This window comes from Clostridium sp. TJA020, assembly GCF_058310295.1.
Genome location: NZ_JBZEFC010000002.1, coordinates 183,959 through 199,462, shown reverse-complemented (window position 1 = coordinate 199,462; position 15,504 = coordinate 183,959). Strand labels below are relative to the sequence as shown.

Annotated in this window: 12 protein-coding genes and 1 pseudogene; all 13 read left to right on the top strand. The window is 25.5% G+C overall.

Features of this window, described 5'->3' with window-relative positions; genetic code table 11:
• Nucleotides 1-13 precede the first annotated feature (13 nt).
• The 13 genes and pseudogenes from rfbC (at nt 14) to AC4FQ1_RS04815 (ending at nt 15,390) form a co-directional block, all read left to right on the top strand.
• Nucleotides 14-577: a dTDP-4-dehydrorhamnose 3,5-epimerase gene (gene rfbC / locus AC4FQ1_RS04875; RefSeq protein WP_491148426.1), complete on the top strand. Its 564-nt coding sequence runs from the start codon at nt 14-16 to the stop codon at nt 575-577.
• 18 nt (nt 578-595) lie between these two features.
• On the top strand, nt 596-1,480 hold the full coding sequence (rfbD, locus tag AC4FQ1_RS04870; RefSeq protein ID WP_491148424.1) for a dTDP-4-dehydrorhamnose reductase: 885 nt from the start codon (nt 596-598) through the stop codon (nt 1,478-1,480).
• Between the two features lie 15 nt (nt 1,481-1,495).
• Nucleotides 1,496-2,545 (top strand): dTDP-glucose 4,6-dehydratase, encoded by a 1,050-nt coding sequence (gene rfbB, locus AC4FQ1_RS04865; protein WP_491169095.1) that lies wholly within the window; start codon nt 1,496-1,498, stop codon nt 2,543-2,545.
• 10 nt (nt 2,546-2,555) lie between these two features.
• On the top strand, nt 2,556-3,677 hold the full coding sequence (gene wecB, locus AC4FQ1_RS04860) for a non-hydrolyzing UDP-N-acetylglucosamine 2-epimerase (protein WP_491169094.1): 1,122 nt from the start codon (nt 2,556-2,558) through the stop codon (nt 3,675-3,677).
• A 42-nt stretch (nt 3,678-3,719) separates the two neighbouring features.
• Entirely contained in the window at nt 3,720-4,595 is an 876-nt protein-coding gene (gene galU, locus AC4FQ1_RS04855; protein ID WP_491169205.1) for a UTP--glucose-1-phosphate uridylyltransferase GalU, read from the top strand.
• 155 nt (nt 4,596-4,750) lie between these two features.
• Nucleotides 4,751-5,731 (top strand): hypothetical protein, encoded by a 981-nt coding sequence (locus AC4FQ1_RS04850; RefSeq protein ID WP_491169093.1) that lies wholly within the window; start codon nt 4,751-4,753, stop codon nt 5,729-5,731.
• 381 nt (nt 5,732-6,112) lie between these two features.
• A pseudogene (locus tag AC4FQ1_RS04845) lies at nt 6,113-7,897 on the top strand (VgrG-related protein); the annotation flags it as partial.
• Nucleotides 7,887-8,537, top strand: coding sequence for a hypothetical protein (locus AC4FQ1_RS04840; protein ID WP_491169092.1), 651 nt, complete (start codon nt 7,887-7,889; stop codon nt 8,535-8,537). The pseudogene AC4FQ1_RS04845 and the gene AC4FQ1_RS04840, both read left to right, overlap by 11 nt.
• A gap of 317 nt (nt 8,538-8,854) precedes the next feature.
• The gene (locus AC4FQ1_RS04835; RefSeq protein WP_491169091.1) at nt 8,855-10,573 is read left to right on the top strand and encodes a phospho-sugar mutase; all 1,719 of its coding nucleotides are present in this window, start codon (nt 8,855-8,857) and stop codon (nt 10,571-10,573) included.
• A 237-nt stretch (nt 10,574-10,810) separates the two neighbouring features.
• A complete protein-coding gene (locus tag AC4FQ1_RS04830) occupies nt 10,811-11,338 on the top strand; it encodes a CpsB/CapC family capsule biosynthesis tyrosine phosphatase (protein WP_491169090.1) in 528 nt (175 codons plus the stop codon).
• Between the two features lie 175 nt (nt 11,339-11,513).
• Nucleotides 11,514-12,182: a VanZ family protein gene (locus tag AC4FQ1_RS04825; protein WP_491169089.1), complete on the top strand. Its 669-nt coding sequence runs from the start codon at nt 11,514-11,516 to the stop codon at nt 12,180-12,182.
• Between the two features lie 203 nt (nt 12,183-12,385).
• On the top strand, nt 12,386-13,396 hold the full coding sequence (locus AC4FQ1_RS04820; RefSeq protein ID WP_491169088.1) for an FUSC family protein: 1,011 nt from the start codon (nt 12,386-12,388) through the stop codon (nt 13,394-13,396).
• Nucleotides 13,397-13,752: 356 nt separating this feature from the next.
• Nucleotides 13,753-15,390 carry a hypothetical protein gene (locus AC4FQ1_RS04815; RefSeq protein WP_491169087.1) on the top strand — a complete coding sequence of 546 codons (1,638 nt, stop codon included), beginning with the start codon at nt 13,753-13,755 and terminating at the stop codon, nt 15,388-15,390.
• Nucleotides 15,391-15,504 lie beyond the last annotated feature (114 nt).

The window sequence follows — 15,504 nt, the reverse complement described above, 5'->3', positions numbered from 1 at the left end:
AGGATGAAATAAAATGGGAAAGTTTAATTTTATTGAAACCAAAATTAAAGATTTATATATTATAGAACCTACAGTCTTTGGAGATGAAAGAGGATACTTTATGGAAACATATAGTAAGAAAGATTTTTTTGAGGCTGGTCTTGCTATGGAATTTGTTCAAGATAATGAATCAAAGTCAAGAAAAGGTGTATTAAGAGGACTTCATTTTCAAACACAAAAAACTCAAGGTAAGTTAGTTAGAGTTACAAGTGGAGCTGTTTATGATGTAGCTGTTGATTTAAGAAAAGGATCACCAACATATGGACAGTGGGAAGGTGTACTTTTAACATCAGAAAATAAAAAACAATTTTATGTTCCTGAAGGATTTGCACATGGTTTTCTAGTAGTTTCAGATGAAGCAACTTTTAATTATAAATGTACAAACTTCTATGCACCAGAATATGATGGTGGAGTTTTATGGAATGATCCAGATATTGGAGTAGAATGGCCATTAGAAGGAATTGATGAAATTTTATTATCAGAAAAAGATAAAAATCAAAAAACATTAAAAGAACTTGATTTACCATTTGTATATTAAGCATTGGAGGAACGTATTATGAAAATACTTATTACAGGTGCAAAAGGTCAACTTGGTAATGAATTAATTTCAATAATTAATTCAGGAAAATCAGAAATAGGGGATATGCCAAGTTATGTTAAAGATTATGAAGTTATAGCATTAGATGTTGATAAACTTGATATAATAAATCTTTCACAAGTTAAAGAAGTTGTAAGAATTGAAAATCCGGATGTAATAATAAACTGTGCTGCAGCTACCAATGTTGATGGATGTGAAACAGATAAAGAATTTGCATTTAAAGTTAACACTTTAGGAGCAAGAAATTTAGCTATTGCAGCTGAAGAAAATGGTTCAAAATTAGTACAAGTTTCAACTGATTATGTATTTAGTGGTACAACTCAAGAAACTCCTTTTACAGAATTTGATTTAACTGGACCATATAGCGTATATGGAAAAACAAAACTTGAGGGAGAGAAATTTGTCAGAGAATTATGCTCAAAATATTTCATAGTTAGAACAGCATGGCTTTATGGATATATAGGACATAATTTTGTATATACAATGAGAAAACTTGGACAAGAAAGAGATAAGTTAACAGTTGTTAATGATCAAACTGGAAATCCAACAAATGCAAATGATTTAGCTTACCATATTTTAAAGCTTATAGAAACAGAGGAATATGGAGTATATCATTGTACAGGAAATGGAGAATGTACATGGTATGATTTTGCTAAGAAGATAATGGAACTTTCAAATATTGATTGTGAAGTAGTTCCTTGTACTTCAGAACAATTTAAAACAGCAGCAAAAAGACCAGAGTATTCATCATTAGATAATATGATGCTTAGATGTACAATTGGTGATGAAATGAGAGATTGGGAAGAAGCTATAGAAAACTTTATAAGTAATCTTAATAAATAATAGGAGTGAATAATAATGAAAACATACTTAGTTACTGGTGGAGCAGGATTTATAGGATCAAATTTCGTACTTTATATGCTAAATAAGTATAAAGATATAAAAATACTAAATTTAGATAAATTAACTTATGCAGGAAATTTAGAAAATTTAAAATCAGTTGAAAATGATGAAAGACATATATTTGTTCAAGGAGATATTTGTGATAAAGAATTAGTTACAAGACTTTTTGAAAAATATGATATAGATTATGTAGCTCATTTTGCTGCTGAATCTCATGTTGATAGAAGTATAAAAGAACCAGAAATATTTGCAAAGACAAATGTTTTAGGAACAGTAAACTTACTTAATTGTGCAAAAAATGCATGGGAAACAGAAAATGGATGGAAAGAAGGGGTTAAGTTTCTTCATGTATCAACAGATGAAGTATATGGTTCACTTGGAGATACAGGATACTTTATGGAAACAACACCATTAGATCCACATAGTCCATATTCATCAAGTAAAGCAGGATCAGACTTAATGGTTAAGGCATATGCAGATACATATAAAATGCCAGTTAACATAACAAGATGTTCAAATAACTATGGACCATACCAATTCCATGAAAAATTAATACCACTTTTAATAAATAATTGTTTAGAGCATAGAGATTTACCTGTATACGGTGATGGTATGAATATAAGAGATTGGTTATTTGTTGAAGATCATGCTAAAGCAATTGACATGGTAATTAATAATGGAAGATTAGGAGAAGTTTATAACATTGGTGGACATAATGAAAGAACTAACATTCAAATAGTTAAAACAGTAATTTCATATATTAATGAAAATGTTGATAAAGAAGTTACAGAAAACTTAATTAAGTTTGTTGAAGATAGAAAAGGTCATGATAGAAGATATGGAATAGATCCAACTAAAATCAAAGAAGAACTTGGGTGGTATCCAGAAACAACATTTGAAGTTGGAATAAAGAAAACTATTAAATGGTATTTAGATAATAAAAAATGGATGAATAATGTAACATCTGGAGAATATCAAAGTTATTATGAAAATATGTATAGGTAGGAGATAATATATGAAAAAGATAAAAGTATTATCAGTTTTTGGAACAAGACCTGAAGGAATAAAAATGTGTCCACTAGTTAAGGCACTTGAAAAAGACGATAGATTTGAATCAATAGTATGTGTAACAGCACAACATAGAGAAATGCTTGATACAGTACTTGAAATATTTGATGTTCATCAAGATTATGATCTTGATATAATGGCTCACGGACAAACAATAGTTGATATATCAAGTAAAGTTTTAAAGGGAGTAGATGAAGTAATTAAAAAATGTCAGCCAGATATAGTATTAGTTCATGGAGATACTTCAACAACTTTAAATGGAGCACTTGCTGCATTTTATAATCAAGTTCCAGTAGGACACGTAGAAGCTGGACTTAGAACATATGACATATATTCACCATTCCCAGAAGAAGCAAATAGAAAACTTACAGGTGCTATAACAACACTTCATTTTGCTCCAACAAAAACAAATAAAGCTAATCTTTTAAAAGAAGGTGTAGCAGAAGAAAAAATATTTATTACAGGAAATACAGTAATTGATGCATTACTTAGTGTAATAGATGATACATTAATGTTTGAACAGCCAATATTAAATGATATAGATTATAAAAATAAAAATGTAATATTACTTACAACTCATAGAAGAGAAAATTGGGGAGAACCAATGGAAAATATCTTCAAAGCAATGATTAAGCTTATTGAAGAAGATGAAAGAGTAGAAGTTATATTCCCAATGCACAAAAATCCTGCAATAAGAAAGTTAGCTCATAAATATTTTGATGAATATGCAGGAAGAGTATTCTTAATAGAACCTCTTGAGTATGTTGAATTTGCAAATCTTATGTCAAGAGTTAAGCTTATAATGACAGATTCAGGTGGAATTCAAGAAGAAGCACCAACACTTGGAAAACCAGTAATGGTACTTAGAACAGAAACAGAAAGACCAGAAGCAGTTGAAGCAGGTACAATAAAACTTGCAGGAATTGAAACAGATAAAATTTATGAAGAAGCTAAGAAACTTTTATTAGATGAAGAAGCATATAAAGAAATGGCACATGCAGAGAATCCATATGGAGATGGAACAGCTTGTATAAAGATATTAGATGTAATAAGTAATTACTTTATTTAAATTTTTAGTTAGTTAAAAAGGAAAAAGAATTATGAATAAAAAATAAGAAAGGCAATAATACCATCAGCAGGCCTTGGTACAAGATTTTTACCAGCGACAAAAGCACAACCAAAAGAAATGCTTCCAATAGTTGATAAACCAACAATTCAATATATTATAGAAGAAGCAATAGCTTCAGGAATAGAAGAAATACTTATAATAACAGGAAGAAGCAAAAAGTGTATAGAAGATCACTTTGATAGATCAGTAGAACTTGAATTAGAACTTAAAAAATCAGGTAAAAAAGAAATGCTTAAAATGGTTGAAGATATATCAAATATGGCAGACATATATTATATAAGACAAAAAGAACCTAAAGGGCTTGGACATGCTATAAGCTGTGCTAAAACTTTCGTAGGGGATGAACCATTTGCAATATTACTTGGAGATGATGTTGTATATAATGATGAAAAACCATGTTTAAAGCAACTTATTGATTGTTATAATGAGTATAATACATCAGTACTTGGGGTACAAACTGTACCAGAAGATAAAGTAAATAAATATGGTATAGTTGATGGAATATTAATTGAAGATAGAGTATGTAAGGTTAAAGGCTTAGTTGAAAAGCCAAGCATTGAAGAAGCACCATCAAATGTTGCTATACTTGGAAGATATATTGTTACACCAAAAATCTTTGAAATTTTAGAAAGAACAAAGCCAGGTAAGGGTGGAGAAATTCAACTTACAGATGCATTACTTGAACTTATAAGTGAAGAAGTAATGTATGCATACAACTTCGAAGGAAGAAGATATGATGTTGGAGATAAGCAAGGTTTCTTAGAAGCGACAGTTGAATATGCATTAAGAAGAGAAGATTTAAGAGATGGCTTTATGGAGTACTTAAAAGCATTAGCAGAAAAAGAAGAAAATAAATAATAATTATTTTACTACCTCAAATGTATTATTAAATTAAATTTTAATAGTATATTTGAGGTGATTTTTTTTGTTTTAAGTCATAATTCGACAATTAATTGATATTTAATATAATATAATAAATTTGATAATTAAATATACTTAGGGGGAATAAACAAATGAAAAAGAAAAAAATAATAGTAAGTTGTATTATTGCTATTTTAATAATTTGTTTAGGAGGTATTACATATAAACATTATTCTAAAAATCAAGCAATAAAAAGTTTTAAAAAATACATTGAAAATTATGATGAAAGCATAAAATGTTTTAATTTAACTACAGAAGAAAAAGATAAATATAATGAATTAAAAACTAAGGCTGATGTTGCAATAAATTTAAAATCGGATGATTATATAAAAAGCTTAGAAGGAGATTTTGAAAATTTAAAAAAGAATATAGAAAAAGAAAATATAGAGAACATAAATAATCAATATAAAAAAATAAAAGATATAGATATAAATAATTTTAATCATGATACTAAAGAAAATTTAAAAGATTTAAAAAAGAAAATACAAGATAAAATAAATAATAAAGATTTTATTCAAGCAAAAAAATATATAGATGAAGCAAATGACATAGTTAATAAAGTAAATAAAGAGAAAGATGATGAGGAAAAGAAACAAGCTGCGAAAGAATCAGAGGCTAAAAAGGCCAGAGAACAGGCTAAGAAAGAAGAAAAAAATAAGATGAATCCAAAAGATATATCAGGAACGTATGAATATCAAGAGCTAAATAAATATGGTGTGCCAGTGGTTAGGGATGAAATTAAAATAGAAAAAATAGGAGAAAATAAAATTTCATTTGAAGGTGGATATAATTTTTTATTAAATTGTTACTATAATGGGGAAAGTATAAATGCTAAAGATATAACAAAAGAAATTGAAAATAATGGAGCAACTCATTCAAGATCAGGAACTAGAAGTGGAGTTTTGGAATACAAAGGCAATAATATATGGGAAGGAAAAGTTTATGATGATAATGCAGTATCTGAAGATAAAGGAATGCCAAGTGATCCTAAGATTCCTTGTAAGCTTTCAATTAATGGAGAGAAATTAATACTTACATTTGAAGTTCAAGTAGTACCTTATAGTAAAAAATAATAAATATTATGATTTTAAAGATTATAAATATATCTATTTATAGTCTTTATTTTATATTTTTGTGATATTTTAATCTAGTTAAATATATAAATATAGTATATTTTATAAAATATTTAATTTAATTATAATATGTATAAATTTTTATGTATAATATTATTATGTTAATTTTAGAATATTATAGGTTACTATTAATATTAATCTTTATATAACATAATAAATAAAATTTAATATAGGGGGAAATAAAAACAAATGAAAAAAGAAAGTATAATAAAGATACTAATATTATCTGGTATTTTATTAAGTTTTACTTCAGCATTAGATGGAAATGCTGCAACTGCTCATAAAAATAATGTAAAAAAGATAAGTAGTAATGTACAAGCAGGATGGATAAAAAGAAATGGAACTTGGTATTATAAAAATAGTAATGGCACTTTAGCAACAGGATGGAAAAAAGTAAATAATAAGTGGTATTACATGGATAGTACAGGAAAAATGAAAGCAGGTTGGGTTAAAGTAAAGGGTATTTGGTATTACTTAAATGATAATGGTGATATGGCAATAGGGTGGAAAAAAGTAAAAGATAAATGGTATTACTTAAACAGTAATGGAGAAATGCAAACAGGTTGGATTAAGGTAAGGGGAATTTGGTACTATTTAAATAATAATGGGGATATGGCAACAGGATGGAAAAAAGTAAAAGATAAATGGTATTACTTAAATAGTAATGGAGAAATGCAAACAGGTTGGATTAATGTAAGAGAAAACTGGTATTATTTAAATGATAATGGAGAGATGCAAACAGGGTGGCTTAAGTTTGGGGATAAAAAATATTATTTAAAATATTCAGGTGAAAGAGCTACAGGAAAAATAAAAATAGATAATAAGGAATATGAATTTAACAGTGATGGAACTTTAAAAATAAGAAAAGCTGAATGGATTAAGAGGAATGGAAAGTGGTACTATAAAAATGAAAATGGCAATTTAGTAAAGGGTTGGAAAAAGATAAATAACAAATGGTATTATATGAATAAAGATGGTGAAATGCAAACAGGCTGGATTAAGTTTAATGATAAATGGTATTATTTAAACAATAATGGTGATATGGCAACTGAGTGGAAAAAGGTAAATAATAAATGGTATTATATGAACAATAGTGGAGAGATGCAAACAGGATGGCTTAAACTTGATAATAAGTGGTATTACTTGAATAAAGATGGTGATATGAGAACTTATAGAATAAACTTAGGAAATAAGTCTTATGAGTTTAACAGTGATGGTTCAATGAAAGATCAAAAATATGCTAAAGGAAAAATTACTGATTATACAATGAACCTTAGAAAAAGTCCAAGCCTTAAGTCACAAGTTTTAACAACAATTTCACCAAATTCAAAAGTTGAAATTTTAGGTAGAGAAAAAAGTGATCTTACTTATTATCATATTAAATATACTGAAGATGGACAAGTTTATTATGGTTATGTAAGTGTTTATTTAGGTGGAGATACAGCAGTAGAAGTTTATGAAGATAATAATTGTAATGATTATTTAGGGATACTATCTGAAAAGTATGAATCAAATGGTGATCCAGGTTGTGTATCTTCAGGAGAAGGAGATTATGGTGGTAAATCTTATGGAGCTTGGCAATTATCATCAAAGTTAGGTTCTTTAGATAATTTTGTTAACTGGCTTTCAGGAGAAAATAATGAATTTTATACAAAATTAATTAATGCAAGAAAGTTAGATAATGGATCAAATTGTGGAAAGAATTTTGATGCAGCTTGGAAGACAATTGCAAAAGATCATTACAATGAATTTTATAATTTACAACATACATATACAAAGATAACTTTTTATAATGACTTAGTAAATAGATTAGAAAAGAGTGGAGATTTTAATAAAATTTTAAATGATTTTTCTGCTAGAAATGTACTTTGGTCAACAGCAGTACAACACGGTGGATATGGAGCTTACAGAATAATAGAACCTCTTAAAAATATTTCAAACATAGAAGATTTTATAATAGCTGTATATAAAGAAAGAGGACGTAGAAATTCAAAAGGAGCTTTAGTTCATTTCCCTAATTGTTCAAAAGTTGTACAACAGGCTGTTGCAAGTAGATACAATAGAGAAAGAGAAGATGCTATAAGTATATATAGAGATGAAAAGTAAAGGAAGAATAAAAATGAAAAATAAAAGAAGGTTTTTATATAGTTTATTCATTTGTGGAATTTTAATTTTATCTCCAATGTATGTTTTTGTTGGATGTGGAAATAAAGATTCTAATAATGAAAATACAAAAATAGAAGATAAATTTAAGCCTAAAGAAGATATTAATAAGCAAGATACTGAAAGTAGAAATAATTCTATAAACATAGAAAAAAATAAAAATAACAGTAAAGAAAATACTAAAAGTGAACTTAATAAAAATATAAAAAATAAAGTTAATAAGGAAAAAGATTCAAATAATAAAAAGACTTCAGTTAATAATGAAGGTAATGATACAAAAAAAGTAGTTACTGCTAAAGAAAGTAATAAAGGAATTAAATCTGAAAATCAATTATCCAATAAGAAAGAACAATCAAAAGCAGTATCAAGTAAATTTACATCAAAGGATGCTGTAATTGCTTGTGAAAAAAAGTATGGTAAAGATTCAGATACAATATATTCATGTAGTGAAAATATGAAAAATGTTAATGGTGAAAAAGGTTATTTGGTTCAAGTAAAATCAAAAGAGCTTATGAAACAAGGGGGAAATGGAGTAGCATTTACTGTACTTGTTACACCAAGTGGAAAAATAATAGAATTATAAAGAAAATATAATAATATGGATTGATTATATAAGAAGTATTTTGATTAAAATACTTCTTATTTTTTTATATGATAAAAATTAAAATAATACAAAATTGAATTTTAGTATTAACATTTGTATTAGAATTATTATAAAAAAGTAAAAGTGTAAAATTAAATATGAATTAATTTTGAACAATTATAGAATTAAATGGTTATTTTAAAATGTAAAATTTGTATAAAATAACAAAAATGCATATTATATATAATTAAGTATTTTTTTATTTTGAAAAATTAGTTATAATAATACTATGTAAAGATATACAAGGGGGATTCAGAATGAATTATAAAGAAAAATATAGCAATTGGTTAGAATCAGAAATTTTTGATGAAGCAACAAAAAACGAACTTAAAGAAATAAAAGATGAAAAGGAAATTGAGGATAGATTCTATAAAGACTTAGAATTTGGTACTGGTGGACTTAGAGGAGTAATTGGAGCTGGTTCAAATAGATTAAATATTTACACAGTTGGTAAAGCAACAGAAGGACTAGCAAGATATTTAGTTAATAAGTATAAAGAAAACATATCAGTATGTATAGCTTATGATTCAAGACATATGTCACCTGAATTTGCTGAAGAAGCTGCTCTTGTACTTGCAGGACATGGAATAAAAGCAAATCTTTTTGAAGCTTTAAGACCAACACCTGAATTATCATTTTCAGTAAGAGAACTTAAAGCAAATGCAGGAATAGTATTAACTGCATCACATAATCCAAAAGAATATAATGGATACAAAGTATATGGAAATGATGGTTGTCAAATTACTGATGAAGCTGCACATGCAATTATTACAGAAATAAATAATGTTGATTATAAAGATATTAAGAAAATTTCTAAAGAAGAAGCTTTAAATTCCGGACTTCTTAACATAATTGGAGAAGAAGTAGATAGAAAATTTATTGATAAATTAAAATCATATACTATAAGAAAAGATTTAGTTAAAAAACATGCAAAAGATTTAAAAATAATTTATACTCCATTACATGGTACAGGTTTAATGCCAGTTACTACAATATTAAAAGAACTTGGATATGAAAATTTACATGTTGTAAAAGAGCAAGAAAAACCAAATGGAGACTTCCCAACAGCTCCATATCCAAATCCAGAAGATCCAAAGGTATTTGAAATTGCACTTGATATGGCAAAGGAAATTAATCCAGATATAATATTTGGTACTGATCCAGATGCAGATAGAATTGGTGCTATTGTTAAGGATTCAAAAGGTGAATATAAAATACTTACAGGAAATCAAATGGGAGTGTTACTTACTAATTACATCATTGAATCATATTCAGATTTAAATGAATTACCAGACAATGGTGCAGTAATTAAAACAATAGTTACAACTGAAATGGTAAGAAATATTTGTAAGCATTATAATGTAGAATTATTTGATGTTCTTACTGGATTTAAATATATTGGAGAAATGATGACAAACTTTGAAAAGACAGGTAGTCATAAATTCTTATTTGGATTTGAAGAAAGTTATGGATGTCTTTTTGGAGATCATGCAAGAGATAAGGATGCAGTAGTTGCCGCTGAGCTTATTGCTGAAATGACTCTTTACTATAAAACAGAAGGGTTAAGTCTTTATGAAGCATTTATAGAACTTTGTAAAAAGTATGGATTCTATAAAGAGCATTTAGTTTCAATTACTTTAAAAGGTAAAGAAGGACAAGAGAAAATTAAAGAATGTCTTGATAGCTTAAGAAAGAATCCTATAATGGATGTTAATGGAGTTATGGTAGAAACATTCTTTGATTATAAATCATCAACAGAAATGAATTTAAAAACAAGAGAAGTTAAGGATGTTACACTTCCAAAATCAAATGTACTTAAATATGTACTTGAAGATGGTTCATGGTTTGTAGTAAGACCTTCAGGAACTGAACCAAAAATTAAGATTTACTTAGCTGTGGTTGGTAAGTCAGTTGAAGATTCAGAAGAAAAAATTAAAGCTTTTGAAAAAAATGTTATGGAAATAGTAAATTTATAATATTTTATTTAATATAAAACCTTTATTAGCATAGTATTCGCTAATAAGGGTTCTTTTTATAGTAATAATATTTAAAAGTTAACAAACAAAAATTAACAAATTAATAAAGAAAAGATTAAGAAAATATTAATTACAACATAATATTAATAAATTAATATTGAAACAGAAAAAAAGACTATATATAATAATGGTACAAAATATATTTTTAAATTAACATACGATAAAAGGAAGTGGATTATGGGAAATATTAAAAAATTTAAATCTATAAATGATATAGAATTAAATGAGTTTTATGGGGCAAGCGAATTTAATTTTAAAGAATATATTAAGAAATCGAATAAATACAAAATCATACTTATTGATGAAAATTATTCGGATTACGTATTTAAAGAAATATATGATATGCAGATAAATGGAGATATTGTAATAATACTTTATCCAGAGAAGTTAGAAAAAATAACAAAAAATATAGAAGAAATTAATCATTTTTTAGATGCTGGATGTCTTTTTATTCTTGATGCAAAAAGCCTTGAGGGGGATTATGGAAGAAGTGTAAAAAATGTTGCAAAGTATTTACTTGAGAAAAATATATATAATTTTATAATAAAAAATCGTGTATCAGAAGACAGAATCGAAAACAAAATAATAAAATTTAATAACGTAAAAGATAAGTTGTTAAATAATTTAGAATGTTTAGTTAATGATGAAGTTATAGAACAAAGTAATAGAAGAATAAAGAAGAAAAAACTATTAGGAATTTTTTAAAGACTTTACTTATTGTAAGGTCTTTTTTATTTTATATTAATTAAAGAATTTTAGTAAATAATTATTTAATTTAAATTACTTCATTAAAAATTTCTTAAATAATATTATTTTAATAAATTTTTACATTTATAGTAATATAATAAATTAGTAAAATGAAAGAGGGATGGTAGGATATATGATCAATAATCAAAGCGATATACATAATAATGAACAAAATAATTTAAAAATAAATGAAGTTAGTATAGAGCATAATAAAAATAGAAATATTAGAAATAAACATAAAATGAATACAAATAAAGACTTATTTATGATAATATCAGTAATTTTAAGCAGCATAATAAATATTGAATTTATTTTACCCTTTTGGATTAAACTTGGATATTCGAAGAATATATTTATTCAAACAATATTTATAACACTTATTTCACTAGTTTTATATATATTATTTAATTTTTTAATAAATAATGAGAAGATTAGTATTCATGCAAATAATTTTATAGTTATTTATATATTATTTTTAATAGCTATAACTTTTTTTAAAGCAAGAACTAATAATATGTCATTTATATTTAATCCATTTGATTCTATATATAACTTAAAATCTGAAATTTTATCTCCATTAATAAATATAGTTGGTAACTTATTAATGTATATACCGATTGGAATATATATAAAATTTAAATTTAATAAGAATATTACAACTATGACAGTTATATTTATAATATATATATTATTAGTTGAATTAACTCAAGGTATAACTAAAACAGGAATATTTGATGCTAATGATATTATTATGAATACTTTAGGTTTTATAATTGGTATGAAACTAATCTCAAAATATTAGAGGTTAGTTTTTTTATATTTATTTGTAGAGTAAAATCGACATATTTCCAGGGAAATTTATATTTATAATATAAATTCTAGAATTAATATATTATATACAAAAAGTACTTAAAACTATAAATTTTTTTATTGATAATATTAATATGGTATGTTAAGATTTTCTTTAATGCCAAAAAAAGTTATATGAAAGGGATGTGGACAACTATGGATTCATCAATGAAACCCAAAAAGGAAAAATTTTTGAGTAAGAAAAAATTAATAGACAACCTATTAGTTATGCTTGGCATAATAATATTTATATCAATATTTTCAAAGTTTTTTGGAGAAGACAATACATTAGTTGGTGTAACAATAATAACTGCAGCTCTTATGTTTAGTGCTATGGATGTTAGTATAAAATTTAAAGATGCAATAGCATCAATAATTATTGTATTTACAATTATGGGAGTAACTTCATACGTAAGTATGCTTAATGCTTTTATTGGAATACCACTAAACTTTATATCAGTATATTTAATTACATATATATTTTCAAATAAAGTAGAAAATAAAGCTTATCTTCCTTTTATGTTATGTTATGTATTTATGCAAGGAAATCCAATACTAGGATTAAATCAGTTTTTAATAAGAATAGGGGCACTTTTTATTGGAAGTATTATAGTTGCATTAGTATATTATTTTACACATAAAAAATCAAAAGATGATGATAAGAGAAGTATAAAAGAAATGTTTACTACAGAATTTCATGCTAATAAAATACAAGCTAATTTTGCTTTAAGAATGGCAATTGGAATCACTATATCAATGTTTATTGGAAGTTATTTTGGATTTCAAAAAGGAATGTGGATAAGTGCTACTGTTTTATCACTTACTCAACCTTATTATGAACAAACTAAAGAAAGAATACCAGAGAGAATATTTGGAACGATAATTGGTGCAATAGCATTTGTTATTATATTTTATTTTATTGTTCCAAAATCACTAGAGTCTATGGCTGTTTTAATAATAAGTTATGTTTATATGTTTGTTAAACCTTATAAATATCAAATGATATTTGTTACTCTTAATGCACTTTCAGCTGCAATGATTTTATTTAATTTTACTGTTTCAATTCCAATGAGAATAGCTTTTATGTTAGTTGGAGTAGTTATAGCTATAATAGTAAATAAATCAATGAGACATGTTAAAGAAAAAATTGATAAAAATGAAATTTAGTTAATTATATGATAGTTGTAATGTTATAAAGATAAATCTGTTATAAAAGAATATATTATAAATAAGTCGTATAAAAAATAATCTAAATACAAAAGCTTAAAATGAAAGATTTTTGTATAGGAGGTTTTATTATGGCAAAAAAGAATCAACCATCATCATGGGAAAGTAAAAGATTTAAAACACCACAAAAAAATGATATGAATCCAGTACCAGAAATTCAAGGTAAGGAAAAACATAAAAAATAATTATAAAAAAGTAAGCAAGGATTTTAATTAAAGTCCTTGCTTACTTTTTTATGCATAACATACAATAATATGTTAAAATTAGATATATAATACAAAAAAATAGGAGGAACTATGAAAGGAAACTATATAAATGAATATACATTCCTTAAAGGAAGAGGAATAAGATACGCTGTATTAGTTGATAAAGATGATAATTTAAAAACTATTCCGTATAATTTTGATTATTTAACTTTTTTAATTGGAGGTATTTCTTATATTATAAGAAAGGAGTTTATAAAAGGTATTGGGTTATTATTAATACAAGCTCTTTTAGTCTTTTTAATAGAAATGCCTTTTGGAATTTTAGCTAATTTTGCTTTAACCTTTGTACTTTCATTTTTTACTGGTAAGGAATATGTAAAGAAACTCATTAAAGATGGAGCTATAGCTTTTGAGGAATATAAAGAAAATGGATATTCATTAAAGTATGAAGAAGGACAAGTTATAAGTAGATCTAATGATAAAAAAGGAAAAAGAATGATGGATGAATATAAAAATAGTATTAAAAAGCAAAATACTTATTTTTATATTTTTGGAATTTGCCTTTTAGTAGGAGTATTTTTAGTTTCAGGCTATAAATTTAGGCACTTAGAAAGTAAACCTACAAATGTTAATATGCAGGCTGTTACATTAGAAGATGAAGAGAGTCACAAAGAAATTAAATTACCAGAAAAATTTGTTTTACTTTTAAATAAAGGTGATGATTTACAGTATTTTTCAATAGTAAACTTAAATGAAAAAGATAAAAAGCTTAGTGGAAAATATTATGACGGAAAAGTTCTTGTTTCAGAAAAGGATAATGATACTTCAACTCCATTAAATGAAATAGTAAAGAAAAAAGGGAAAATTCCAAGCTTCGTATTTAAAAAATATTTTAGTATAGATAAAGATATTCCAGAAGTAAAAGTTAATATTTCAGATGTTGAAAAGGTGTTACCTAAATTAAAAGAAAGCGATGTAAAAGAAAAGTTTAAAGAGATTTTAGTTAATTCTACAAAACTTTCAGAAGAAGATTATGAAACTTTAATAAAAAGTATAACTTATTGTTATGATAATGCTTCAGATGATGTAAATAATGAAATTAATAAAGACGTATTTTTAAAGTACAAGGAATTTGTAAGTGAAATAAATATTAAAGAAAACTATGATTTTAATAAGGGTAATTATTATGAACTTGGTTTAGAAAGTATAGCATCAAAAGACATAATAAATACATTTAAAAATAAATTAAATGGTAATGTTATGTATTATTTAAATAATAATGATGTTGAAAATAATGATGTTGTAAAAGATATTAAGAAAAAGGTAGCTGAAGAAGAAAAGAAAAGAAAAGAAGAGCAAGAGAAAGAAGAAAACAATAATAATGTGAATAATTCTAATGATGATGATAATACAAATAATAGTGGAAGTAATAGTAACAATAATAATTATAGACCATCATATAATACAAATAATTCAAGACCAAACAATTCATCTGGTAATTCAAGTAGTAGGCCAACACATAGACCAACACATAGACCAAATAGGCCTTCAACACATAAGCCAGTTAATAAGCCAATTAATAAACCAAGTAATAATAATGGACAGAATCAAGAAAAACCAAGTAAACCTAATGAAGAACAACATAAACCAGAAGTGGATAATAATTCAGGAGACAATAATGTTGAAAATCAAAAGCCAGATAAGCCATCTGATGGAGAAGAAAATTAAAGTTTTATATTGTAAGTAATTACTATAAATTTAAAAGAAAAAATTATCCTATAAAAGAAAATAGAATATAATTAAAAAATATAAATTATGTAAAGTGTACCCCGTTAAGAAGAT